We start from the raw sequence: 25854 nt of genomic DNA, 5'->3' as shown, positions 1-25854 counted from the left end.
GCTCAATACTCCTTACAGACCGAGAATCATCTTGGCGATGATGTTCTTCTGAATTTCATTGGAACCGCCGAAGATCGACAGCTTGCGCATATTGAAGTACTTGGTGGATACCGTGTTGGCGAATGCCGGGCCAACCGGTTCACCGTCATAATCCGCCTCGAAACTTTCCGGCAGGAACGGCTGGGCGTAAGGGCCTGCGGCACGGCGGAACAGGTCGGTAATTTCCTGACGCAGTTCGGTACCCATGATTTTCAGGAAAGAACTTTCTGCACCGGGAACACCACCGGCCTGGGCCGCAGCCACAGTACGCAGGTTGGTCATTTCCAGCGCCATCAGCTCCATTTCCACATCGGCCAAACGGTTGCGGAACAGCGGATCGTCAATCAGCGGCTTACCGTTCTGCTGTACCTTGCGCGCCACCTCTTTCAGGTGCTTGAGGGCTGCCTTGGACTGGCCCACACCGGCGATACCGGTACGCTCGAAGGTCAGCAGGTACTTGGCACAGGTCCAGCCCTTGTTCTCTTCACCCACCAGGTTTTCTACCGGTACTTTCACTTCATCGAAGAACACTTCGTTGACTTCGTGCTCGCCGTCCAGGGTGATCAGCGGGCGCACCGTGATGCCCGGCGTTTTCATGTCGATCAGCAGGAAAGAAATGCCTTCCTGTTTTTTGGCGCTGGGGTCAGTGCGTACCAGACAGAAAATCCAGTCGGCATGCTGGCCCAGGGTAGTCCAGGTCTTCTGGCCGGTGACCACGTAATGATCGCCTTCGCGCACCGCCTTGGTTTTCAGGCCGGCCAGGTCAGAACCGGCGCCCGGCTCGGAGTAACCCTGGCACCACCACACATCACTGTTGAGGATGGGCGGCAGGTACTTCTGCTTTTGCTCTTCGGTACCGAACTTGATGATCACCGGCGCCACCATGTTCACACCGAACGGCAACACACTCGGGGCACCGTACTCTGCGCATTCTTCTTCAAAAATGTGCTTCTGAATCGGCGACCAGCCCGTGCCACCATGCTCTTTCGGCCAGTGCAGGGCCATCCAGCCCTGTTCATTGAGAATTTTCTGCCAGCGCACGGTGTCGTCTTTGCTCAGATGCTGGCCGTTCTTCACTTTGCTGGCGATTTCTTTCGGCAGCTTGGTATCCAGGAAGACGCGCACTTCATCACGAAACGCCAGTTCTTCCGGGGTAAAGTTAATATCCATGATTACCTCAGCTAATGCTTATTTGCTGTAGAAGCCCTTGCCCTGCTCTGCCAGATCGCTAAGCAGCTTGGCAGGCTTCCAGACATCCGAGCCGGTTTGTTGATAGATCTCGTTCACTTTTTCGAAGATGGCTTTTACACCCACCTGATCTGCCCAGAACAGCACGCCACCCCGGTACACCGGGAAGCCGTAGCCGTAGATCCAGATGACGTCCACATCCAGTGGACGGGCAGCGATACCTTCTTCCAGGATTTTGGCGCCTTCGTTCACCATCACGTACATGCAACGCTCCAGAATTTCCTGGTCGCTGATCTCACGCGGGGTGATGCCGTTATTGCTGCGGTATTGTTCAATAATGCCGTCCACAGCAGTTGAAGGTACAGGGGTACGATCGCCGTCTTTATAGTCAAATACGCCGGCCTGGGTTTTCTGGCCCAGACGCCCCGCTTCCACCAGCTCGTCAGTCCAGTTACGTGCCGGACCATTGGCCGGATCTTCCTTGCGCAGCTCTTCACGAATGCGGTAACCCACATCCATGCCCGCCAGGTCAGACATGGCGAACGGCCCCATGGGAAAGCCCAGGTCGAACAATACCTTGTCCACCTGCTGGGGGCTGGCGCCTTCATTGACCAACTGTACCGCTTCCGCCTGACGGCGATGCAACATACGGTTGCCCACAAAGCCGTGGCACACGCCGACCAGCACACCGACCTTACCAATCCGGCGGCTCAGGTCCATCACCGTGGCGATCACCTCATCAGAGGTTTTCTCACCGCGGACATTTTCCAGCAACTTCATGACATTGGCAGGGCTGAAGAAATGCATGCCCATGACATCTTCCGGACGCTGCGTGAAGCTGGCGATACGATCCACGTCCAGCGTGGATGTATTGGTGGCGAGAATGGCACCGGGCTTGCACACCCGATCCAGTTCGCTGAACACGGCTTCTTTCACATCCATGTTCTCGAACACGGCTTCAATCACCAGGTCCACATCACTCAAATCATCGTAGCTCAAGGTGGGCTGAATCAGCGCCATGCGCTGTTCCACCTGCTCATCGGTGATACGGCCTTTTTTGGCGGTGTTTTCGTAGTTCTTGCGAATCACCGCCACACCGCGCTCCAGCGCATCTTCCTTCACTTCCAGAAGGCGCACGGGAATGCCGGCATTGGCAAAGTTCATGGCGATACCGCCACCCATGGTTCCGGCACCGATCACCGCCACCTGATTGATCTCACGTTTGGGGGTGTTCTTGTCCAGGCCTGGTACCTTGGCCACTTCACGCTCGGCGAAGAACACGTGACGCTGGGCCGCCGATTCCGGGGACACCAGCAATTCGAAGAACAGCTCACGCTCGCGCTCCACGCCTTTGTCGAACGGCAACTCCACCGCCGCTTTCACCGCCTTGATGCAAGAGAATGGCGCCTTGAAACCGCGCTGTTTACGGGCGATGGATTGCTCGAACTGGTCGAACAAACCGTCCTGTGCATCCGGCACAGCCAGATCACGGAGTTTTCTCAAGGGGGCGTTATCGACCAGTAATTGACGGGTATACGCCAGCGCGCCGTCCAGCAGATCACCGCTGACCATCTCATCGACCAACCCCAGTGACAGGGCCTCTTTGGCTTTCACCGGGTTACCCCCGACGACCATTTCCAGCGCTTTTTGCGCGCCCACCAGGCGCGGTAAACGCTGGGTACCACCGGCACCGGGTAGCAACCCCAGCTTCACTTCCGGCAGGCCCAGCCGTGCGCTGTCCAGCGCCACCCGATAGTCACAGCCCAGCGCCACTTCAAGACCACCACCCAACGCAGTGCCGTGGATGGCCGCTACTACCAGCTTGTCGCTGGCTTCGTATTCGTCAATGACCGCCGGCAATGCCGGCTGCTGGGGGGGCTTGCCGAATTCACGGATATCGGCACCGGCCGGGAAGGTTTTGCCTTCACCGATCACCACCACCGCCCGAATCTGTTCATCTGCCAGCGCGTCACGCAGGCATTGCTGCAGGCCTTCACGTACGCCATGGCCCAGCGCATTGACCGGGGGATAATTGATGCGGATAACGCCAATGTCGCTATCGCGACTGAGGCTGACCGGGTTACTCATTACGACTCTCCTCAGGACGTCCTTTCCAGTCTGCATCGCCGGTACGGCGTAAAAGGCAGCGCCAGCCCTGTTAACGGGCCGCACTCGAAAGGATCAGATTCATACCAGTATAAGCAAAGACAAGCGGGTTTCAATTATTTCGGAATATAATTTCATTATTAGAAAAGGACCGAAAAACGGGGCGCCTGGCGCCCCGCTTTCGTGATAACGGCTTATTCAGCCAGCACTTCAGACATACGCTGCAATACCACTTCGCCATTTTTCACGGTCGCGATATTCGGATCAGCCATCATGCCGCCCTTGTCATCAATTGCCGTCACGCCGTAAGGGTTATTCTCCGGCTTCAGGCTCTTCAGCGCCGCGCTGAAAGCACCACGAATTGCCTCGGCATCTTCAACGGTACCGGCTTCCTGCATGGCCTGAACCACTGTGTGCAGAGCGAAGTAGTTATAGGCCACTTCAGTGGTAGGGTCCTTCTCCGCGTTCTGCTTGTGATACTTGGCCACAAACGCCTTGGCACCCGGCTCTTCATAAAGTGTCAGCGGCACCACGCCCACGGACCCTTCCAGCATTTTATAGCCACCGATGATCTTGGACATTTCACCCATCTTGGCCTGGTCCATAATCACGAAACCACCCTTGAAACCCAATTCACGGGCCTGTTTCGCCACCAGCGCAGTGGGCTCGGACGCACCACCAATGAACATCACATCCGGCTTCTCCGCCAGCACCTTGCTCACACCGGTGTAGAAATCAGCGGATTTGTTGTAGTCCATCGGGTTATCCGCCACCACTGTGCCGCCCATGGCTTCCCAGGTGGGAACAAAGGCTTTGGTCCAGTATTTGGCATAGTCGTGGGTGGCGTTGGCCACGGCCACTTTCTTGCCGTTTTCCTTCATGGCGATTTTGGTAAACGGCTTCATGTAACCGGTAAAGGTGGGCGGAATCCGTACGGTCAGCTCATTGCCTTTCTCCGTCACCGTGGGCACCGAGGTGTACGACATCACCACAAAACCATCGCGTTCGTTGAACGCTTGCAGCGCAAAGGTCCCGCCGGAGTGCGGAGTAAAAATCACCGGCGCATTGTACTGCTGCACCAACCGCTTGCCGTTCACCGCTGCCTGACTGGGCGAATACTTGTCATCCAGCGACACCAGGTTGATCTCGTAGGTCTCGCCACCCACGGTGAAACCACCCGCTTCGTTGATTTCCTTTGCAGCCATCTGCAAACCTTCCAGGGTGTTCTGGCCGTATAACGCCGCACCACCACTCAAAGGCCCGGTGAAACCGATATTGACCTCTTCTGCCGCCTGCGCGCCTGTGGCTGCCAGGGCGATTGCGCTGGCGCAGGCCAAGCGACGAAAGCGATTAACCAGAGTCTGTTTTCCGTTACCCATGAAACTCTCCCGTTGTTGTTTTGCTCAAACCGTGAGTCTTGTGTTGTAGCAATTGATTATGTTGTAGCGCACACGCTGCTACCGGATAACGATTACGCGCCGATATAGGCTTTGCGAATAGCTTCGTTACCCAGCATTGCGTCTTTATCACCCTCCATGACCAGGCGACCGTTTTCGATCACATAGGCACGGTGGGCAATCTTGAGTGCGGCGAACGCATTCTGCTCCGCCAGCAAAACCGTGGTGCCCTGCTCGTTGATGCCCTTGATGGTTTCAAACATCTGCTTGACCACCAGTGGCGCCAAACCCAACGAGGGCTCGTCCAGCAACAGCAGCTTGGGCCGGCCCATCATGGCGCGCCCGATGGCGACCATTTGCTGCTGGCCACCGCTGAGAGACCCAGCAGACTGATCCTTCTTTTCATCAAGAATCGGAAACAGTGCCAGCACGTCTTCCAGTGTCTTTTTAATGGCCGCCTTGTTGCGGCGATGTACATAGGCGCCCAGCATCAGGTTTTTCAATACCGACATTTCCGGGAACAGCTTGCGCCCTTCCGGGCACTGCACCACCCCATTCTGCACCAGCCCCGACGGCTTCAGGCCGGTGACATCGGTGCCATCCAGGGTGATGGTGCCCGCCGATGGCTTGATCAGGCCGCTGATGGTATTGAACAAGGTACTCTTGCCTGCGCCATTGGCGCCCAGCAGCACCACCAGTTCGCCCTGCGCCACCGACATGGAGACCTGCTCCAGCGCCTTGAAGCTGCCGTAACGGGCTTCCACGTTTTTAAGCTGCAGCATCTTCATCACTCCCCAGATAGGCTTCGATCACCAACGGATTGTTTTTGACTTCATCCGGCGTGCCTTCGGCAATTTTTTCGCCATGGTCGATCACCATGATCTTGTCCGCCAGGCTCATGATCATGTCCATCTTGTGTTCAATCAGGCAGACGGTGACACCGTGATCCACCATCTTGCGAATCAGGGCCGCCAGATTTTCAGTTTCTTCCGGGTTGATCCCGCCTGCAGGCTCATCCAGCAATACCAGCTCAGGATCTGTGGCCAGCGCTAGGGCAAACGCCACGCGCTTTTTTTCTTCCTGGCTGATATCCGCCGTAATGCGGTGACCGATGTGAGACAGGCCGACAAAATCCAGCACTTCCTGCGCCCGGGCACGACACTTTTTCTCTTCATCACGCAGGCGTTTGGAATTGATGATCACATCCCAAAGGCGGGACTGGGTGCGCAGACGGTGCCCCACAATCAGGTTGTCCAGCACCGTGGACTGATCGAACAGCATGGTGGTCTGGAAAGTGCGCGCAATGCCCAGCCGGGCAATGCGATCACAGGCCATGCCGGTAATGTCCATGCCCTGGTATTCGATACGCCCTTCGGTGGGCGCCATGGCACCGGCCACCAGATTGAAGAAGGTGCTCTTGCCTGCCCCATTGGGACCGATGATGGCGTTGATCTTGTTGGCTTCGAATTCGATGCTGACGTTATTGACCGCCGCCAGCCCACCGAAACGCTTGGTAAGGTTATGAATCTTAAGCATGGTTACCGGCCTCCTGCGTGGATGCTGCCGAGGACTTGTTGGACGACGTATTGCTGGCCGCCTTCTCTTTCGTTTGGCTGGCATCGTGCGCCGCCGCAAGGCGACGACCGCGCCAGGACAGGAAGGAACCCACTACCCCTTTCGGGAAGAAGATCACCAGCACCACCAGCATCGGCCCGAACACGATCATCCGGTACTCTTCCAGGAACTGCAGTGACTGGGTCAGCCAGGTAATTGCCAGGGTGCCCAGCAGCGGGCCCATCAGGGTGCCAATGCCACCGACCAACAGGTAGGTAATCATGTCGAAGGTGTGTGTCACCTCGGCTTCCGCCGGGCCGATGAAACGCACCATGCCGGCATACAGCGCACCCGCCACACTGGCGTAGGTTGTAGACAGCACAAACGCCAGCACCTTGTTACGCATCAGGTTGATCCCCAGCGACGCCGCCAGATCATCACTGATACGAATGGCCAGGAAGGTCCGCCCCAACAGGGAATGCGCGATCCGCGATGCCAGCCAGATGGACAGCACCATGAACGCCAACGCCAGGTAATAGAACGGGGTGGTCTCGGTGAAGTCCACCAGCCCGAAGCCACTCGGCGCAGGAATATTGATAATCCCCAGAGCACCGTGGGTCAGCTCTTCCCACTTATCCAGCAACAGATAAATGATAAAGCCCACGCACAGGGTGAAGATGGCGAAGTAGTGTTCTTTCAGGCGCAGGGAGATCACCCCCACCAGAAAACCGAGGATAGCGCCCACGGCCCCTGCCGCGATAAACGCCGGCCAGAAAGCCCAGCCATTATCCACAGTGAGAATCGCCAGGGTGTAGGCCCCGATGGCAAAGAAACCACCGTGGGCCAGATTCAACTGACCACACAGGCCGGTGATGATGTTCATGCCGTACACGGCAATGGCCCAGACAAACGCCAGTGCCATCACGTAGATCTGGTACTCGTTGCCCGCCACAAAGGGGAACAGCAACGCCGCCACGATCATTACGATCTTCATCGCCGGGGTCATGAAAAAATTGGAAATCTTGGTCAGGGCGTTCATCAGTGGACCCCCTTGCTGAACAGGCCAGTCGGCTTGATGGAGAGAATCACCACGAGCAGCGCAAACGCGATGATGTCCTTGTAATCGGTGGAGATATAAAAGCCACCGAACGCTTCGGCAAAGCCGATGATCAGGCCGCCAACAATGGCACCGGGAATGGAGCCCATGCCACCGAGGATGATGATCACAAACGCTTTCATGATCAGCAGATGCCCCATGGCCGGGTAGACCAGGTTGATCGGCGCAAACAGGGTCGCACCCACCGCGGCCAGCGCCCCGGAAATGGCAAAGGTCATCATCGCCACCCGGTTGGCATCAATGCCGACCAGAAAGGCGCCTTCACGATTCTGGGCCATGGCCACGATGGTGGAGCCAGTCATGGTTTTCCTCAGGAACAGATGCAGTACCGCCATCAGTGAAAACGCACCGGCAATAATCAGCACCCGCTGAGCCGGAATGGTCATGCCGGCAATATCCAGAATCTCGGTATAGGGGGTCGGCATGCGGCGGAACTCGGCGCCCCACTGCATCTGCACCAGCGCTTCCAGAAACAGCATGATGCCGATAGCCGCAATTTTGTCGTGAATCGGGGGCGCATCGCGTAACGGGTTGAACACCAGCCGTTCGCACAGAACCGCCAGCGCCGCCACCGCTACAGCAGCCAACAGCATGGCCACCCAGTAGTTCACACCGAAGTCGACCATGGTGATATACGAGACATAGGCGCCGACCATATACAGCGCCCCGTGAGCAAAATTCGGTACGTGCAGAATGCCATACACCAGCGTCAGCCCCAGGGCGACCAGCCCGTAGATGCTGCCCAGCGTCAGGCCATTGAGCACTTGTTGAAAGAACAGTTCCAAGGCAAAGCCTCCTGTTTGGGAGAAACCCGCCGGCGACATGCCGCCATTCCCTCGCGGTTACAGACCACGTAAGGCACCGGTTTCTCGTTTTGCGTTGTTATTCAGCTCCGCGGAGTAGCGCTTCCGCTTATTTGTTTATGCTGGAGCTGACTCGGCCTGCCCACCATTAGACAGGTCGCAAGGGAGCACCTGAATCCAGACGCTCCCGGGTGCAGTCATCTACGATGCCTGCTGTTCCTCATGGCCGGCCCACTCCTGCTCCTGCAGGGCCCGCCACATCACCTTGCCGGTGGGCGAACGGGGCAGTTCATCGCGGAACTCCACCACATGCGGCACCTTGTAGGCCGCCATTTCCTCTTTGCACCAATCGATGACGGCCTGCTCGGTGAGCGTGCCTTTCATGTCATCGCGCAGTACCACACAGGCTTTCACCGTTTCACCACGGCGTTCGTGCGGTGCGGAAATCACGCAGCTTTCCTGGATCGCCGGGTGGCGGTACATCAGGCTTTCCACCTCCGCCGGCCACACCTTGAAACCGGACGCATTGATCATGCGTTTGACCCGGTCGACGATGAAGAAGTAGCCCTCTTCGTCGATGTACCCCAGGTCTCCGGTGCGGAAGAAGCGTTTGCCATCCAGCTCCAGAAAAACCTTCTGTGTCTCCTGCGGACGTTTCCAGTAACCCTGAAACACCTGCGGGCCGTGGGTAATGATCTCACCCACTTCGCCCTGCGCCAGCTCTTTGCCGGTTTCCACATCAATGATGCGCGAATCGATATCAAACACCGGGATCCCCAGACACTGGGACTTGGGACGGTCGGTGGGATTGATGTGAGTGCCGGCAATGGTTTCGGACAGGCCGTAGCCTTCCATATAACGCAGGCCGGTAAGCTTGAAAAGTTTATCGGACACCGCCGCCGGCATGGCTGCCCCGCCGCCACCGATATTTTCCAGCGACGACAGCTCGTAGTTTTCCACTTCCGGATCGGACAGCAGATCGATGGCCATGGTGACAATGTTCACCCAGCGGCTCACCTTGTAGCGCTCGATCAGTTTGGCCGCCACCCGGCGGTCCCAACGGGTCATCAACACAATCAGCGAACCACCATAGATGGGCGAATTCATGGAGCCTTGCATGCCGGTCACATGGAAGTACGGCAGCGTGGCCAGGGTGACAGACTCGGTGGTGCCATGGCTCCACACCGCCCCCTGCACACAGGTAGCCATCACCGACGCATGGGTATGCATGCAACCCTTGGGTGCACCGGTGGTCCCCGAGCTATAGGGGAAGACCGCCAGATCATCCGGCCCGACCAGCAATTCGCTGGGTTGCCTGTCAGCGGCGATAACGTCCTTCCAGGCCAGGTGTGCCGGATCGGTCAGCGCAGCAGCAGGCGCTTCCACCTCCGGCGGCAGGGGCAGGTCCGTGTCACGGACGATGTAATCGCTGTAAGCCGCCACAATCAGGTGGCGCAGATTCACCTTGCCCACCACCGGCGCAATCGCCGCCAGCAACTCCTGACCGCAAATCGCCACCGAGGCTTCGGTATCCTCCAGATAGTGCTCCAGCTCCGCCGCCCGGTTCATGGGGTTCACCGGCACCACAATGGCGTTGGCCCGCAGGATCGCGTAGTAACTGATAATGAACTGGGGGGCGTTCTGCATGAACAGCAGCACCCGGTCGCCCTTTTCCACCCCCAGTGATTGCAGGTAGCCCGCCAGGGCATCCACCTGCTGCTTCAACTGGGCAAACGTGAGGGGGCTGTCGTAATAGTTGATCGCGTCCCGCTGTGGGTAACGCAGTGCAGACACCTCCAGATTGGTATAGAGGCTGGTCTGCGGCAGGCTCAGATGCTTGGGCATATTCTCTGGCCAGACCGCATGATGCCGATCAGACATGTCTTACTCTCCCGAACTGCAGCCCTTGCCGAGCTGCTTTTATTGTTGATGCCCGGAAAAAGCGGGCAAAACCGACAAGATCCGGCTAGCGCAGCCTGCTTATCGGTGAATACAAAGTGTTGACTCGCCGGTCAATCTGACACGGCCCACGGAGAGCGTCAATACTATTTTGGAACTACGTTTTGTTTTTTGAAAACAAATATAACAAAGGGGAAAAGCGGGAAGGCAGGGAGGAGGACCAAGAACATACCACCGGGTATGCCCAAGGCACACACCGGCTATCGGAAATTCGGACAAGTATTTTATTGGTGGGAAAGCGTGGCACCACGCCCCGTCAGGCCGGGGCTTCAGCCCCGCCGAGCAGGAAGGGGGAATGCTGCAGGCTGAACAGAAAGGTATCCACATAATCCGGCGCGGACTCCGCCAGATCAAAGCCCGACGGCTCCAGCAGCCAGTGCATAATCAGCCCGGTTAGCAGGCTGTGCAGCATGGTCACCGCACGACTAACGTCTAACCCGGCAGGCAACTGCCCTCTGGCCATGGCATTGCGGAACGTGGTGGCCAGCCCGTCAGACGCGTCATTGCACGCATCCTGCTGACGATGCAGCAGATCCAGGTTCTCACCACTGAATTCGCACTTCTGGAACATGATCTCGAATACCCGCCGCTGTGACGGATCCCGTGCCACTTGCTGCAACAAATAGACCATAAACTCGCGCAGACGGCCCAACGGATCCATTTCGTCATTCGCCTCCGCCCTTTGGGCCAGGGCCTCAAAGGGCAAGCGCCGACGGTCCGCCATGGCCACAAACACATCATGTTTGTTCTTGAAGTGCCAGTAAATTGCCCCTCGTGTCACGCCCGCCTCACTGGCAATATCATTCAATGAGGCGGACAACACACCCTTGCGGTGGAATACCTGCTCAGCCGCATCCAGAATCCGGGTACGGGTTTCCATCGCTTCTGCCTTGGTGCGCCTGACCATAGGAGGCTCCCAAATGGAATTAAGGTTTTTTTGTGCAAGTTGGCCTACAGGCCTATACATACATTGTCGAATGTATATACTGAACCTGATTCAATTTTCATGCAAGCGTCACTGGTCCGTCTGCACGGGACCGGCCTGTGGCGTGCTTTAGCGTGTTTCCAAGCACTGAGGTGATTATGCGCAGCGGTTTCATTCTCCCCCTGATGGCAGGCGCACTCGTCCTGCAACTTAGCGGCTGCGGCGATGCCGGCCAGCCCGGTCAACAACAACAGCAGGCCCCCAAAGCCGGTTTCGTCACGGTAAAAGCCGAAACCATCACCCTGAATCGGGAGTTACCCGGGCGAACCACTGCGCATCAGATTGCCGAAGTGCGGCCCCAGGTCAGCGGCGTCATCGAGAAGCGCTTGTTCGAGGAAGGCCAGGAAGTGGAAGCCGGCCAACCGCTGTACAAGATCGACTCGCGCACCTATCAGGCCGCCGTGGCCACAGCCAAGGCCGAGCTGGCACGCTCCCAGGCAACGTTGAAGTCCAACGACCTGCGCGCCAAGCGCTTCAAGAAATTGCTGGATTACAAAGCGGTGAGCCAGCAGGAGTACGACGAAGCGCAGGCCCAGCTGGATGAGAACAAGGCCGCTGTGGCAGCCGCTCGCGCCAACCTGCAAAGTGCCCAGATCAACCTGGACTACGCCACCATCGAAGCGCCCATCAGTGGCCGCATTGGTCGCTCCAGCGTCACCGCAGGTGCCCTGGTCACAGCGAATCAGGCCAACACGCTGGCCACCATTCGTCAGCTGGATCCGATCTACGTGGATCTGACCCAGTCCAGCAATGAGCTGCGCCAGCTTCGTCAGGCCATGCAAGCCGGCGAGCTGCAGCAAGTCAGCGAGGATGAAGCCCGCATCACCCTGATTCTGGAAGACGGTTCTCATTACCAGGAACCCGGCGTTCTGCAATTTTCCGAATTTGCCGTGGATGAGAGCACCGGTTCAGTGACATTGCGCGCCCTGTTCCCGAACCCGGAAAGCGATCTGCTGCCCGGTATGTTTGTGCGCGGTCGCCTGCCGGAAGGCCAGCGCGAGGACGCCATTCTGGTGCCCCAGAAAGGCATCACCCGCGATCCCACAGGCCAGGCCTATGCCATGCTGATCGACAGCAATGATCAAGTGAAAAGGGTGAAGGTCAGTACGGAGCGGGCGGTAGGCAGCCAATGGCTGATTGCCAGCGGCCTGAAACATGGTGACCGCCTGATTGTTGACGGCCTGCAGCGTATTCAGCCCGGCGCCCCGGTCACTCCGGTAGACACCGAGAATGGCGACAACACAGGCGAAGCCGCCCAGCAAGCACAGCCCCAGTCCCCCGCCGAGAGCACCGGCGAGGCACAAAGCGCAGCGCAATAACGCGCAACGACGAGAAACGGGATTCCCATGGCCAGATTTTTTATTGACCGTCCAATTTTCGCCTGGGTTATCGCCATCATCATGATGATGGCCGGTGCCCTGGCCATTTACACCCTGCCCATTGAGCAGTACCCCACCGTTGCGCCACCACAGGTGTCCATTGCCGGTAACTACCCCGGCGCCTCGGCGAAAACCGTGGAAGACTCGGTCACCCAGGTGATCGAGCAGCAAATGAACGGGATCGACAACCTGCTGTACATGAGCTCCAGCAGTGACTCCTTCGGTAACGCCGCGGTGAACCTGACCTTCGCCCCCGGCACCGACCCGGATATCGCCCAGGTACAGGTGCAGAACAAACTGCAACTGGCGACCCCGCTGCTGCCCCAGGAAGTACAGCAGCAGGGCATGCAGGTCACCAAATCCTCTGACTCCTTCCTCATGGTGGCGGCCTTCACCTCCGAGGATGGCAGCCTGTCACGGGCAGACCTGGCCGATTATATTGCCTCCAACGTCCAGGACCCGGTCAGCCGCGTACCGGGCGTGGGCCAGATCCAGTTGTTCGGCTCCCCCTACGCCATGCGTATCTGGCTGGACCCGAACAAACTGAACAAGTTTGATCTGACTCCCCAGGACATCACCCAGACCATCCAGGTGCAGAACAATCAGGTGGCCAGTGGCCAGCTGGGCGGCGCGCCGGCCGTGGAAGGCCAGCAACTGAACGCCACCATCATTGCCCAGACCCGTCTGGAGGATGTGGACCAGTTCAAGAACATCCTGCTGAAAGTGAACCCGGATGGCTCTCAAGTCTTCCTGAAAGACGTGGCCCGGGTGGAACTGGCGGCCCAGAACTACGATGTGCAGGGCCGCTATAACGGCCAGCCCGCCGCCGGCCTGGCCATCAACCTGGCCACCGGCGCCAATGCCCTGGACACCGCCGAGGCCCTGCGTGCCCGTCTGGCAGAGCTGGAACCCTACTTCCCCGACAAGATGGAAATGGTGTTCCCCTACGACACCACGCCCTTCGTGAGCATCTCCATCGAGGAAGTGGTGCACACCCTGTTCGAGGCCATCATCCTGGTCTTCCTGGTGATGTACCTGTTCCTGCAGAACTTCCGCGCCACCCTGATCCCCACCCTGGCGGTGCCGGTGGTATTGCTGGGCACCTTCGCCGTGCTGGCTGCCTTCGGCTTCTCCATCAACACCCTGACCATGTTCGGCATGGTGCTGGCCATTGGCCTGCTGGTGGATGACGCCATCGTGGTGGTGGAAAACGTGGAACGGGTGATGCACGAGGAAGGCCTCCCGCCCAAGGAGGCCACCCGCAAATCCATGGGCCAGATCACTGGCGCCCTGGTGGGTATTGCCCTGGTGCTGTCGGCGGTATTCATTCCCATGGCCTTCTTCCCCGGGTCCACCGGTGCCATTTACCGCCAGTTCTCCATCACCATCGTGTCGGCCATGGTGCTGTCCGTGCTGGTGGCCATGATCCTGACCCCGGCATTGTGTGCCACCATGCTCAAGGCCAAGGACAGCGAGCACCAGACCGATCACGGCTTCTTTGGCTGGTTCAACCGCACCTTCGACCGTGGCACTCGCCGTTACCAGGGCAGCGTGGAAAAGATCCTCGGCCGCCGGGGGCGTTACCTGTTCATCTATGTGGTCATCGTCGGCGTGCTCGGCTTCAGCTTTATGCGGTTGCCGTCCAGTTTCCTGCCGGAAGAAGATCAAGGGATCCTGTTCACCCTGGTGACCCTGCCCGCCGGTTCCACTCAGGAACAGACCGTAGACGTGCTGAAAAAGATGGAGGACTACTATCTCAACGAAGAGTCCTCTGCCGTGGATGGCCTGTTCACCGTGGCCGGTTTCAGTTTCACCGGCCAGGGCCAGAACGCCGGCATGGCGTTCGTGAACCTGAAAGACTGGTCGGAACGGGACCTGTCCGTGGACGGTGCCAATAATGTAGTTGGCCGCGCCATGGGCTACTTCTCGACCATCCGTGAAGCCATGATGTTTGCCCTGAATCCGCCTTCGATTCCCGAACTGGGCAATGCCAGCGGCTTCGATTTCCAGCTGCTGGACCAGTCCGGCCAGGGCCATGAGGCCTTGATTCAGGCGCGTAACCAGATGCTCGGCATGGCCGCCCAGGATCCGCGCCTGGCCGGTGTGCGCCCCAACGGCCTGGAAGACAGCCCGCAATACCAGATCGACATTGACCAGCAGAAAGCCAAGGCGCTGGGCCTGTCCATCAGTGACATCAACAACACCCTGCAGATTGCCTGGGGCTCCAGCTACGTGAACAACTTCGTGGACCGGGGCCGGGTGAAACGGGTGTATGTACAAGCCGATGCGCCCTACCGGATGCTGCCCGAAAACGTCAACGACTGGTTCGTGCGTAATAACCAGGGCGAAATGGTGCCCTTCTCGACCTTCGCCACCGGCCACTGGACCTATGGCTCGCCCAAGCTGGAGCGTTACAACGGCGTATCCTCGGTGAACATCCAGGGCAACGCGGCACCCGGCTACAGTACCGGTGACGCCATGGATGCCATGGAAGAACTGTCTGCCAAGCTGCCCGCCGGCTTCGGTTTCGAATGGACCGGCATGTCTTATCAGGAGCGTCAGTCCGGTGACCAGGCCCCGGCCTTGTACATCATCTCCCTGCTGGTGGTATTCCTCTGTCTGGCCGCCCTGTACGAAAGCTGGTCCATCCCGTTCGCGGTCATGCTGGTGGTGCCACTGGGTATTTTGGGTGCGGTACTGGCTGCCACCTTCCGTGACCTGAACAACGACGTCTTCTTCCAGGTGGGGCTGTTGACCACCATCGGGCTCTCGGCAAAAAACGCCATTCTGATTGCGGAATTCGCGCTGGAGCTGGAGCAGAAAGGCGAGCACTTGCTCAAGGCCACACTGGAAGCGGTACGCATGCGGCTACGCCCGATTTTGATGACCTCACTGGCCTTCATGCTCGGTGTAACCCCGCTGATGATCAGTACCGGCGCCGGCGCCGGCGCCCGAAACGCCATCGGCACCGGGGTATTCGGCGGCATGCTCACCGCCACCGTCCTCGCCATCTTCTTCATTCCGTTGTTCTACGTGGCGGTGCGCAAATTGTCCGGCGTGCCCCTCGACGGCAAGAAGAAAGGCAAAGAGTAAGTCCAAGCGGAGTAACCCTGATGACCCGTAACCCTCTGACGCTCGCCCTTCTGGGCGGGCTGATGCTGGGTGGCTGCACCCTGGCCCCCAGCTACGAACAACCGGCCTCCCCGGTACCCGCCCAGCTGGGCGAAACCACCGCTGACGGCACCGCCGAATTGACACTGCCGGGCTGGTCCACGCTGTACCAAAGCGCCGAGTTACAACAACTCATCCAGAGCGCACTGGATAACAACCGGGATTTGCGCCTGGCCGTTCTGGATGTGGCCGCCCTGCGCGCCCAGTACCAGATCCAGCGCGCCGACCTGTACCCGAACCTGTCCGTGGATGGCAGCGGCACTCGCCAGCGCCTGCCCGGCGACCTGTCATCCACCGGCAGCTCCACCCTTTCTGATCAATACGGTGTTCAGGTTGGCGTCACCGCCTGGGAACTGGACTTGTTCGGACGCGTACGCAGCCTCAAGGATGCGTCTCTGGAAACTTACCTGGCCAGTGAAGAGGCCCAGCGCAGCACCCAGCTGGCACTGGTGGCCCAGGTGGCGCAAAGCTACCTGACCCTGGTCAGCGACCGTCAGAATCTGGCGATCAGCCGTGAAACGGTCGCCGCACAAGAGGATTCTCTGGCACTGATCCAGCGGCGCTTCGAAAGCGGGCTGGGCACAGAACTGGATGTACGACAGGCACAGATTGCCCTGCAAGGCGCCCGCGCCAACCAGGCCAGCTTTGAGCGCCAGGTCAGCCAGGATTACAACGCCCTGGCCGTATTGGTTGGCGGGCCCCTGCCCGCACTGGAATCGGTGAACCTGAACAGCGACACCCTCTCCCTGGTGGCGCCGGTACCGGAAGGGCTATCATCCAGCCTCCTGACCCAGCGACCGGACGTGCAGCAGGCGGAGCATCAGCTACGCGCTGCCAATGCCAGCATCGGTGCCGCGCGAGCCGCCTTCTTCCCGAGCATTCAGCTCACCGGCGCCTATGGCAGCATGAGCAGCGAATTGTCTGGCCTGTTCGACAGCGGCTCCAAAGCCTGGTCGTTCAGCCCCAGTATTTCCCTGCCGATATTCTCTGGCGGCCGCAACAAGGCCAATCTGGATCTGGCTGAAGTGCGTCAGGATCAGGCCGTAGCCACGTATGAAAAAGCCATTCAGACCGCCTTCCAGGAAGTGGCCAACGCCCTGCAGGCCCGCGATACCCTGGCCCGCCAGCAGCAGGCCCAACAGGCACTGGTCACCGCCACCGAGCAGTCCCTGACGCTCTCGCAGCAACGCTACGAGCAAGGTGCAGATGACTACCTTGCGGTGCTGGACGCCCAGCGCACCCTGCTCTCCGCCCGCCAGCAACTGGTGACGCTGAAGCTGCAGCAGCTGACCAATGAAACAGAACTGTATCGCGCACTCGGCGGCGGCTGGGAGGCACAGCAGCCCACCCACATGGCCAGCCGTTAGTATGTTTTGAAAAATACAGACAAATGTCGGATTACGCCGCTACGCGGCTAATCCGACCTGCAAAACAAAAGGGACAGAGGCCTCTCAAGGCTGCAAACGGCAAGAGATAACGCGGAAGGACATTACTCGCTGCGTAAACGGAAGGTTGCCTCACCGAGCGCCAGCAGCGTGTCCTTTTCATCGAACACTTCCATGGTGCTGTTATAGATCCGGGTGCCTCCGGCACGGCGGATACCCACCGCGCGGATCAAGCCTTCACTGGCCTGCCCGGTAAACGTGGTGGTCATGGACAGGGTAACCGCCTTGCGAATGTGCGTAGGGTCCGGGCTCCAGGTCCCGGCACAGGCCCCGGCCACATCCATCAGGGTAGCCAGCACCCCACCATGAATGACGCCGCCCAGATTCAAATGCCGCGTTTCGATCTGCAACCCCAGCACGGCCCTGCCCTCTTCCCATTCCAGGAAATGAAACCCCACCAGGGAGGGAAAACCCATATCAAAACGGGTATTGGCATCAGCCAGGGAAAACCCTTTGGAGGGCGGAACTGCACTCATACTCTCGCACTCATTGTTAGGGAACCTCTGAATAACTCCTTGCATGCTCAGCGTGACCTGAAGCGTGCAGCTGTTGTGTCTTGTCTCGATGGTCAGGGTGGCTCCCTTTCCGAGAGACAAGGCGCAGCAGATGGGCGCTCCAGGCCGCGCCCTTCGGGTCTTTCAGGCTGGCCCGCACTCGTTGTTGCGCTTTTTTGATGGATGGACATATCTCGATCCCAGTTAGGGGACACCTTCAAAAGCGCGCCCTCTGTGCCCCCGAATGGGGTATAGATTGCGAACCAGCCTGAAAGACTGAGTACGCAAGGAGTTATTCAGAGGTTCCTTAGTTTTACCTGTGGCCCGGTACCACTGCTCAGCGGTTTAGGCGCGGCCCTGTACCATCTGCGCGACCTGCCCGACCACGTCTTTCAGCCGTGGCCCCAGATTCTCCAGCAGCGTTCTGCGGCTCAAGCGCAGTGATGACCCCCCGCAGTTGAACGGCACCACCTGGGCGCCACCATCCAGAATCAACGGCACCGCCACGCCGCTCACGTCGCGGTTCCATTCTCCGTCAGAGGTACAGAAGCCGTATTGTTCATATTCGTCATAGGCACTCTGCAGGCTGCGCTCCAGCGCCGGCCAGGCCGCCGGGTCCTGCTGGCGAATCTGCTCGTAGTACATTTCCCGCTCGACTTCCGGCGTGGCCGCCAGGAACGCCCGGCCCAATGCCGAGGTGGCCATGGGCACCCGCGAACCGATATCCAGCCGCAACACCAGTGGGCCATTGCCCTGGCAAACCTGGATATACGTCACCTGAGCGCCATCCGGCGCGCCAATGGCGACCATGCAATCGGTGGAATCCGCCAGCTCCTGCATGTAAGGCCGCGCCAGATCCCGCACCCCCTCACTGGCCAGATAGCGGTAGCCCAGGTCCAGTACGCCCGGCCCCAGCCGGTATTTTTCCAGCTGCGGCACATAACGCAGGTAGCCCAGCTGTGTCAGGGTCGCGGTCATCCGCGATACGGTGGGGCGGGGAATGCTGGTCCGCTTGGCCAGCTCCGCATTGCCAAGGTATTCATCCGAAGGCCCAAAGCAACGAAGAATATCCAGCCCCCTTGCCAGGGCCGTGACGAAATTACGGTCTTTATCATTGGCGCCGAGATCGGCAACAGCTCTACGCATTCTTCTCGTTCCTGTATCAGGCTTCGGGTTGGCTGAAACCGGTTGTTCCGGCTAACCGGACATCGATTCCATTTATAGTTATGTATTAGGCTCGCAAATATAACAAAAAGCGTTTCGCCTGCCTAAGACACCGCTTGCCCGCGGCTCAAACCGGCCATGGCCCGACGTCCCTCTCTCAAGCACAATGGGGGCGCGGGCACGGCAGGAACATTTACCATGTCACGCTTCAGCCATGGCGGTCAATATTTTAAAATTACGTTTCATTATTGTAATGTTGACCCACCACACACAATGGAAGACCGATAAAAGGACGATTCCATGGATACGCTGCAGCAGTTCTACATCAACGGCAGCTGGGTTTCTCCCGCGCCGGGAGCCACCACCCACGCCGTTATCAACCCCGCCAATGAAGAACAGATTGCCACCTTGCCGCTGGCACAGGCTGCCGATATTGATGCGGCAATCGACGCCGCCCACCAGGCCTTCCCCACCTGGTCCGCTCTGTCACTGGAAGAGCGACTGGGCTATATGGAAAAAATGCTCGAAGCCTATCAGGCCCACCTGCCGGAAATGGCCGAGGCCATCAGCCAGGAGATGGGGGCCCCCATCTCCCTGGCCAGCAAGGTGCAGGCCCCCATGGGCCTTGCCCATTTGAAAACTGCTCTGGGCATCGCCCGGGAGTTCCCGTTTGAAGAAACCGCGGGCCAATCACTGATCCGCCGGGAGGCGGCCGGTGTCTGCGCCCTGATCACGCCCTGGAACTGGCCCATGAACCAGGTCATGTGCAAGGTCGCGCCCGCCATGGCCGCCGGTTGCACAATGGTGCTCAAGCCCAGCGAATTCGCCCCGCTGTCTGCTAATTTGCTGGCACGGATTATCGACGAAGCGGGAGTCCCCGCCGGGGTCTTCAATATGGTGTATGGCGATGGCGCGGCCGTAGGCCCCTTGCTGTCCAGCGACCCGCGCATTGATGTGGTGTCTCTCACCGGCTCCACCCGCGCCGGGGAATCGGTAAGCCGGGAAGCGGCCAGCACCATTAAACGCGTGTCGCTGGAGCTGGGCGGCAAGTCCGCCAATATCCTGCTGCCAGGCTGCGATCTGGAGCAGGCTGTTACCCACGGAGTGCGCTCCATGATGACCAACACCGGACAGAGCTGTAATGCCCCGTCACGGATGCTGGTGCCGGCGGATCAACTGGCCGAGGCCGAACGCATTGCAACGCAGGTCTGCGACCAGGTCGTGGTCGGCGACCCCGCAGATAACGCCACCGTGATGGGCCCCATCGCCAATGGCCGCCAATACCAGCGCGTGCAGGCCATGATTGAGAAAGGCCAGGAAGAAGGCGCCAAACTGGTTGCCGGCGGCCCCGGCAAGCCCGACGGTATCACCAAGGGTTACTTCGCCCGCCCCACGGTATTCAGTGAGGTGAACAATCAGATGACCATCGCCCGGGAAGAAATTTTCGGTCCGGTGCTGGTGATGATCCCCTACGACACCGTGGACAATGCCGTCGCGATTGCCAACGACTCCGAATATGGCCTGTCCGGCTATGTCTTCGGGGATGATGCCCAGGCCCGCCAGGTGGCCACACGCCTGCGTACCGGCAACGTCCATATCAATGGGGCCGGCCCGGATGTACAGGCCGCCTTTGGGGGCTACAAACAATCCGGGATTGGCCGGGAATGGGGCCGCTTCGGCTTTGAAGAGTTCCTGGAAACCAAATCCCTGTTCCTGCCGGGGTAATGCCTTCCCTGTCATAACCCGACACAAAATCCCTCATTTTGTGTACTGGCACTAGCGCCCCGCCCGGGGCGCCAAAGTGCCATTTACCTGATCTGCTGTAACCCCGACCATCGTTACATCAGCAAATGTCACAGTGTGACATTCAGCGGCGCCCCTGCCGCCAGAGATCAGGAGGACACCATGACAACAACAGCATCCACCACCATTGCGTCCGGCCAGGCAAAGGCCCAGAAAGTCCCGTTGGGCGCCACCGTCAATATTCCGCCCCGTCGTCTCGACTTCCAGTTCGATGACAAGACCACGGCGCGTTACTTCTATGACAACGACCCCTTCCTGAGCGCATTCTGGCTGAGCCTGTCTGCCCTGTTTCCGGAAGGCGAAGCCTTTTTCGTGGATTCCGTGCGCCATTACCGTAAAGACATCACCGACGGCAAATTGAAAGCGCAAGTGGCCGGCTTTATTGGTCAGGAAGCCATGCACAGCAAAGAGCATGAAGCCTGGAACGAAATGGGCGTGAAATTCGGCTACCCCACTGACAAGCTGGACAAGTCATTGGGCAAACTGCTGGGCCTGGTGCAAAAACGCACCCCCAAGATCTTCCAGCTGGCCGCCACCGTGTGTCTCGAGCATTACACTGCGATCATTGCCGAACAACTGCTGCGCGAAAGTGAGCATCAGGAAAAAATCCTCGATGAAGCCACCGCAAAACTGTGGCTATGGCACGCTCTGGAAGAAAACGAACACAAAACCGTCGCCTATGATGTCTATGAAAAGGTCAGCGGTAGTTACGCTATTCGTGCGGGAGCCATGATCCCCACCACCGTGATTTTCTTTGCCGTACTGGCCGTGTTCCAGGCCCGCATGCTGGCCTCAGACGGCCGCCTGCTGCAGCTGAAAAACAACTGGCAGGGCATGAAATTCCTGTTCGGCCGCAAGGGATTGTTCACCAAGCTGGCGCCCCAGTATCTGGATTTCTTCAAGCGGGACTTCCATCCCTCGCAGCACGACACCGATGCCCTGTTGGACCAATGGCGCGAGAAACTGTTCGGCGCCGATGGCATGCTCACCGAGCAACATGCCCAGGCCAGCCAGCGCAAGGGCAAAAAAGCCCACTGATGTAGGCGTTGCCGCACTCTCTCAAAGGGCCGCTCAATGCGGCCCTTTTTTTGGTTTCAGAATACGTTGAGGAAAAAGAAGCGACAGAAAAGACAGGGATTTCTCAGCGGATCTATTGAGGACAAGCGCGTAAGCACATAGCGTAGCGCTAACCGCCAGCCATAAAGTCCGTAGATACCCTATGCTTTTTTTCCATCGACTCACACTGGGGCTCGTGACCGTTCAGTTACCGCTGGCGGCCCTGTCGGAACCCATCGAACTCGACAGCATCCGGGTTGAGGGAACCCGAATGGAACGCAGCCTGCTGAACACCCCCGCTGCCGTCAGCGTGGTAGATACCCGCAAGGCCCAACAGGGCCAGCAGCACCTCCAACTCGATGAAAGCCTTGCCCGGGTGCCCGGTCTTTATCTGCAAAACCGGTACAACTTTGCCCAGAACCAGCGCTTGTCCATCCGCGGGTTTGGTGCCCGCGCCCCTTTCGGTGTACGCGGGCTTCGCATCCGTGTTGACGGCTTCCCCGAGACACTGCCAGATGGCCAGTCACAAGTAGACAGCATTGACCTGGATTCTCTCTACCGGGCAACCGTATTACGCGGCCCATCATCGGTGCTTTACGGCAACGCAACCGGCGGCGTTATCGACCTCGAATCCCTGTCAGGAAAAACCATCACCGGCAACGGTGAGCTGAAGCTGTCTGGCGGTGAAGACGGTTACCGAAAAGCGCACCTGAAAAGCGGCGGCAGAAAAGACAACGCGCATTACTACCTCGGCGTTACCGGTCTCAATTACGAGGGCTACCGGGAACAAAGCGCCGTGGAAAAATATCTCGTTAACAGCCGCATCGGCTGGGAACTGGATAACGAACAAGACATTGACCTGTTCCTGACGGCACTGGACACCCCTTATGGCCAAGATCCCAGCGGCCTGACACGCCGTCAGGCCCACGCAGACAGAACGCAGGCAACAACCCTGGCAGAGCAACTCGATGCGGGCCAGAAAGTGGATCAGCAACGGCTGGGGGTTCGTTACCGTCATGCCGCCCTCGGTGGGGGCCTGCTGCAAACACAGGCATTCATCAGCCAGCGGGATTTTAATCAGCAACTTCCCTTTCCCGGCAGCAGCCTGATTGATTACCAGCGGCTCTTCTATGGAATCGGGGTGGAATACAGCCACGACCTGGACCTGTTCGGGCTGCGACACCGTTACCTGATCGGCGTCGATATGGATCGCCAGCATGATGACCGGGGACGCCGCAGCGTCAGTGCCAACGGCGCCGTTACCGGCATCACTGCAAACGAAAACCAGATCGCCACCAGCAACGGACTTTTTCTGCAGATAGACAGCTTCATTACGGACAGCCTGACACTGTCTCTCGGCGCCAGGGCCGACCGCATTGAATTCCGGATAGACGACGATCTTCTCAGCGATGGTGACAACAGTGGCAATCAGCAATTCAATGAAGGAAGCTTCAGTGCCGGCATTGCCTGGCACGCCCACCCCGCCCACACCCTGTACGCATCTGTCAGCTCCGCGTTTGAAACTCCCACGTTTACTGAGCTGGCGAACCCCGCCGGCGTGGGCGGATTCAATCCAGACCTGAAACCCCAAGAAGCGTTGAACAAGGAAATAGGCTTGCGCGGCAGCCTGCGCACTGACCTGCTCTATGAGCTGACGCTATTCAGCGTCGATGTGAAAGATGAAATCACGCCATACGAACTCGGCGGCCGCACTTTCTATGAAAATGCCGCCCGCACTCGCCGCGAAGGCATGGAGTTGGCGCTTGAACATTTCACCCACGACACGCTCACCACCACACTGGCCTGGACCTGGGCTCACTACCGTTTCGAGCGTTTCGTCGATCAACAACAGGGCCAGGATGTGAGCGATAACCACATGCCTGGTCTGCCACAACACATTGTCTTTGCCGAAGCCGCCTGGCGCCCGGGTAACGGTATCTTCATTATCGGCGATGCGCGCTTTGCCAGCGCGGTTTATGCGGAAAACACCAATGAGACTCGCATCGGCAGCCATACCGTGGTCAACGCCCGCATTGGAAAACGCTGGCATTTCAATCGTCGGGAGCTGGAATTACACGCCGGCATCAACAATCTTTTCGACCGTGACTACTACAGCAATATTCGCATCAACGCGAACAGCGACAGGCCCGATCCTGCCGACCGCGGCTACTTTGAACCTGCGCCCGGGCGCACTCTCTATGCTGGCATGACGATTGGATGGTGAGAAAAAAAGGCGGGATTATTCGACCACCACAAAAGCCCCGCAGAGCGAGGCTTTTGTGGTGCAAAGACCGATCAGAATGCAGACACCCCACCGTCCACAGCAATGGTCTGACCATTCATGTAGCTATTGGCTGGTGACAGCAGCATTAACATGGCTGTCACGATTTCCGCAGGCTGCCCCAGGCGCTTCATCGGACACCCGGATGCCAGCATGGCATGCATCTGCTCTCTATCCTGCGACAGCTCACCCTCATCCAGCATTGGTGTATGGGTGTAGAACGGGCAAATCGCATTGACCCGAATATTGCGCTTGGCGTATTCCACCGCTGCGGTGCGTGTGAGGCCAATCACCGCATGCTTGGCCGCCGAGTAGGCACCAATCTTTGGCGCGCCACCCAATCCCGCCATGGAACTCACGTTGACGATACTGCCACCGCCTGCCTTCATGGCATTAATCTGGTGCTTCATGCCGAACATGACACCTTTCACGTTCACATTGATCTGCTGATCCAGCACTTCTTCGGTCAGCTCCGCGAACGGAATAAAACCGTGGGCAATACCCGCATTGTTCACCGCCAGATCCAGGTGACCAAACTGGGACAACGCCGTATCCACCATGGCCTTGCAGTCGGCTTCGCTGGAGACATCACAGCGCAACGCAGCGACTTTCACACCCTGCCCCGCCAGCGCATCGGCCAGCGGATTCAGCGCATCCATATTAATATCGCCCAGCACCAACGCGGCCCCGCGCTTGCCCAGCTCTTCTGCCAGCAACTTGCCAAACCCGCTGGCGGCACCGGTAATCAGTGCCGTCTTGCCGGTAAAATCGAGAATCGGATCCATTGTGTTCTCCTTCGTCGAACCGCGGCGAGGCAAACTCACTCTCCGCTTTAACATCCATCACTTGCTACAAAGCCGCTGCAGGAGCGCCGTTAAGGGCGCGAACGAAGGTGGCAAAACGCTAAGCAGCAGTACGCTAAAAATCCATCCCGCCCTGCCATACCGAGAACGCCCTTCGGGCTTCGCGCGGTTCGTCCCCTGGAAGGGAACTCCTACAGCGGTTTGATAGCAACGTTAGTGTTAAATGGTAAAGCCACCATCAACCACAACACACTCACCGGTCACGAAGCTGGATGCATCGGAAACCAGGTAAAGGACTGTGCCGGCCATTTCCTTTGGCTCCGCATGGCGGCGCATGGGAATCTGGCTGAGGGCTTGTTTGTAGATGTCTTCGTTGGTGAACAGGGCACCGGCAAACTTGGTTTTGGTCAGGCCCGGCAGCAAGGCATTCACACGCACGTTGAACTGTGCGCATTCCTTGGCGAAAGACTTGGTCATGCTGATAACAGCCGCCTTGGAAATGGAATAGACCCCCTGACCTTCACCGGGAGTCAAACCGTTCACTGAAGCGGTATTCACGATGGCACCACCGCCGTGTTCACGCATCAACTTGGCCCCTTCCACCGACATGTAGAAATAGCCGCGCAGATTCACGTCGACAGTCTTGTCGAAGGCATCTACCGGGGTATCCAGGATATGGCCAAAGAACGGATTGGCGGCAGCGTTATTCACAAGGATGTCCAGCTTGCCGTGCACGTCACGGATATGGGAAAACACTGCTTCAATCTGTGCCAGTTCACCCACATGGCAAGCAAAGGCTTCCGCGCTGCCACCGTCAGCCTTGATGGCATCAGCAACCGCCTGACAGCCATCAATCTTGCGGCTGGACACAATCACATGAGCGCCCTGCTCTGCCAGCAGACGGGCAATTTCTTCGCCAATACCCCGGCTTGCACCGGTGACCAGGGCAATCTTGCCCTCAAGGTTAAAAAGCTTGGTACTCATTACGACTCTCCCGATTAAAATTGACGCAACACGCGTCAGGCAACACGCGACAACACGGATCAGGCCCGGAGCAAACGTCCAATCCTGATGCCGCGCTGTAAGTTCTGTTTTTGATTTACCGTGTTA

Annotated in this window: 19 protein-coding genes; 6 read left to right on the top strand and 13 right to left on the bottom strand. The window is 58.5% G+C overall.

The window, feature by feature from the left end:
• Positions 1–12 precede the first annotated feature (12 nt).
• From F1529_RS10280 to F1529_RS10240, 9 genes are all read right to left on the bottom strand, one after another.
• Positions 13–1209, bottom strand: a complete 1197-nt coding sequence (locus tag F1529_RS10280) for an acyl-CoA dehydrogenase family protein (RefSeq protein ID WP_155134431.1) — start codon at positions 1207–1209, stop codon at positions 13–15.
• Positions 1210–1227: 18 nt separating this feature from the next.
• Complete coding sequence (locus F1529_RS10275) at positions 1228–3315, bottom strand: 3-hydroxyacyl-CoA dehydrogenase NAD-binding domain-containing protein (protein WP_155134428.1); 2088 nt, start codon at positions 3313–3315, stop codon at positions 1228–1230.
• 212 nt (positions 3316–3527) lie between these two features.
• A complete protein-coding gene (locus tag F1529_RS10270) occupies positions 3528–4712 on the bottom strand; it encodes an ABC transporter substrate-binding protein (RefSeq protein ID WP_155134425.1) in 1185 nt (394 codons plus the stop codon).
• 92 nt (positions 4713–4804) lie between these two features.
• The gene (locus F1529_RS10265) at positions 4805–5512 is read right to left on the bottom strand and encodes an ABC transporter ATP-binding protein (RefSeq protein ID WP_155134422.1); all 708 of its coding nucleotides are present in this window, start codon (positions 5510–5512) and stop codon (positions 4805–4807) included.
• On the bottom strand, positions 5499–6266 hold the full coding sequence (locus F1529_RS10260) for an ABC transporter ATP-binding protein (protein WP_007149647.1): 768 nt from the start codon (positions 6264–6266) through the stop codon (positions 5499–5501). The genes F1529_RS10265 and F1529_RS10260 overlap by 14 nt, the downstream gene beginning before the upstream one ends.
• Complete coding sequence (locus F1529_RS10255; RefSeq protein ID WP_155134419.1) at positions 6259–7323, bottom strand: branched-chain amino acid ABC transporter permease; 1065 nt, start codon at positions 7321–7323, stop codon at positions 6259–6261. Before F1529_RS10255 ends, F1529_RS10260 begins: the two co-directional genes overlap by 8 nt.
• A complete protein-coding gene (locus tag F1529_RS10250; protein WP_155134416.1) occupies positions 7323–8186 on the bottom strand; it encodes a branched-chain amino acid ABC transporter permease in 864 nt (287 codons plus the stop codon). Before F1529_RS10250 ends, F1529_RS10255 begins: the two co-directional genes overlap by 1 nt.
• Positions 8187–8405: 219 nt before the next feature.
• On the bottom strand, positions 8406–10085 hold the full coding sequence (locus F1529_RS10245) for a long-chain fatty acid--CoA ligase (RefSeq protein WP_155134413.1): 1680 nt from the start codon (positions 10083–10085) through the stop codon (positions 8406–8408).
• A 334-nt stretch (positions 10086–10419) separates the two neighbouring features.
• Positions 10420–11070, bottom strand: coding sequence for a TetR family transcriptional regulator (locus F1529_RS10240; protein ID WP_007149019.1), 651 nt, complete (start codon positions 11068–11070; stop codon positions 10420–10422).
• Positions 11071–11246: 176 nt separating this feature from the next.
• Here F1529_RS10240 and F1529_RS10235 point away from each other — a divergent pair, with 176 nt between their 5' ends.
• Genes F1529_RS10235 through F1529_RS10225 form a run of 3 tightly spaced genes read left to right on the top strand, consistent with a single transcriptional unit; the run spans position 11247 to position 17065 of the window.
• Entirely contained in the window at positions 11247–12467 is a 1221-nt protein-coding gene (locus F1529_RS10235; protein WP_155134410.1) for an efflux RND transporter periplasmic adaptor subunit, read from the top strand.
• A 27-nt stretch (positions 12468–12494) separates the two neighbouring features.
• On the top strand, positions 12495–15620 hold the full coding sequence (locus F1529_RS10230; RefSeq protein WP_155134407.1) for an efflux RND transporter permease subunit: 3126 nt from the start codon (positions 12495–12497) through the stop codon (positions 15618–15620).
• A gap of 20 nt (positions 15621–15640) precedes the next feature.
• Positions 15641–17065 (top strand): efflux transporter outer membrane subunit, encoded by a 1425-nt coding sequence (locus F1529_RS10225; RefSeq protein WP_155134404.1) that lies wholly within the window; start codon positions 15641–15643, stop codon positions 17063–17065.
• 122 nt (positions 17066–17187) lie between these two features.
• Here F1529_RS10225 and F1529_RS10220 read toward each other — a convergent pair whose 3' ends face one another.
• Together F1529_RS10220 and F1529_RS10215 are read right to left on the bottom strand one after the other, a co-directional pair.
• Complete coding sequence (locus tag F1529_RS10220) at positions 17188–17619, bottom strand: PaaI family thioesterase (RefSeq protein ID WP_196220394.1); 432 nt, start codon at positions 17617–17619, stop codon at positions 17188–17190.
• Positions 17620–17982: 363 nt separating this feature from the next.
• Positions 17983–18783 (bottom strand): IclR family transcriptional regulator, encoded by an 801-nt coding sequence (locus F1529_RS10215; RefSeq protein WP_007148720.1) that lies wholly within the window; start codon positions 18781–18783, stop codon positions 17983–17985.
• Between the two features lie 318 nt (positions 18784–19101).
• On the opposite strand from F1529_RS10215, the gene F1529_RS10210 reads away from it, so the two are divergent.
• The 3 genes from F1529_RS10210 to F1529_RS10200 all read left to right on the top strand — a co-directional run bounded on the left by F1529_RS10210 (position 19102) and on the right by F1529_RS10200 (position 23884).
• Positions 19102–20526, top strand: a complete 1425-nt coding sequence (locus tag F1529_RS10210) for an aldehyde dehydrogenase family protein (protein WP_155134401.1) — start codon at positions 19102–19104, stop codon at positions 20524–20526.
• A gap of 180 nt (positions 20527–20706) precedes the next feature.
• Positions 20707–21642, top strand: a complete 936-nt coding sequence (locus F1529_RS10205) for a metal-dependent hydrolase (protein ID WP_155134398.1) — start codon at positions 20707–20709, stop codon at positions 21640–21642.
• Positions 21643–21823: 181 nt separating this feature from the next.
• Positions 21824–23884 (top strand): TonB-dependent receptor, encoded by a 2061-nt coding sequence (locus F1529_RS10200; RefSeq protein WP_155134395.1) that lies wholly within the window; start codon positions 21824–21826, stop codon positions 23882–23884.
• Positions 23885–23955: 71 nt separating this feature from the next.
• Here the strand turns inward: F1529_RS10200 and F1529_RS10195 are convergent, their stop codons facing one another.
• Both F1529_RS10195 and F1529_RS10190 read right to left on the bottom strand, forming a co-directional pair.
• Positions 23956–24726, bottom strand: a complete 771-nt coding sequence (locus F1529_RS10195; RefSeq protein ID WP_155134392.1) for an SDR family NAD(P)-dependent oxidoreductase — start codon at positions 24724–24726, stop codon at positions 23956–23958.
• A 237-nt stretch (positions 24727–24963) separates the two neighbouring features.
• A complete protein-coding gene (locus F1529_RS10190; RefSeq protein ID WP_155134389.1) occupies positions 24964–25728 on the bottom strand; it encodes an SDR family oxidoreductase in 765 nt (254 codons plus the stop codon).
• Positions 25729–25854: the final 126 nt, after the last annotated feature.

The sequence above is a fragment of the Alcanivorax sp. VBW004 genome (assembly GCF_009718865.1).
In the GTDB taxonomy this organism is placed as follows: Bacteria; Pseudomonadota; Gammaproteobacteria; order Pseudomonadales; family Alcanivoracaceae; genus Alcanivorax.
Note: the sequence above shows the minus strand (reverse complement) of the source record. Positions and strands in the feature narration are given on the sequence as shown.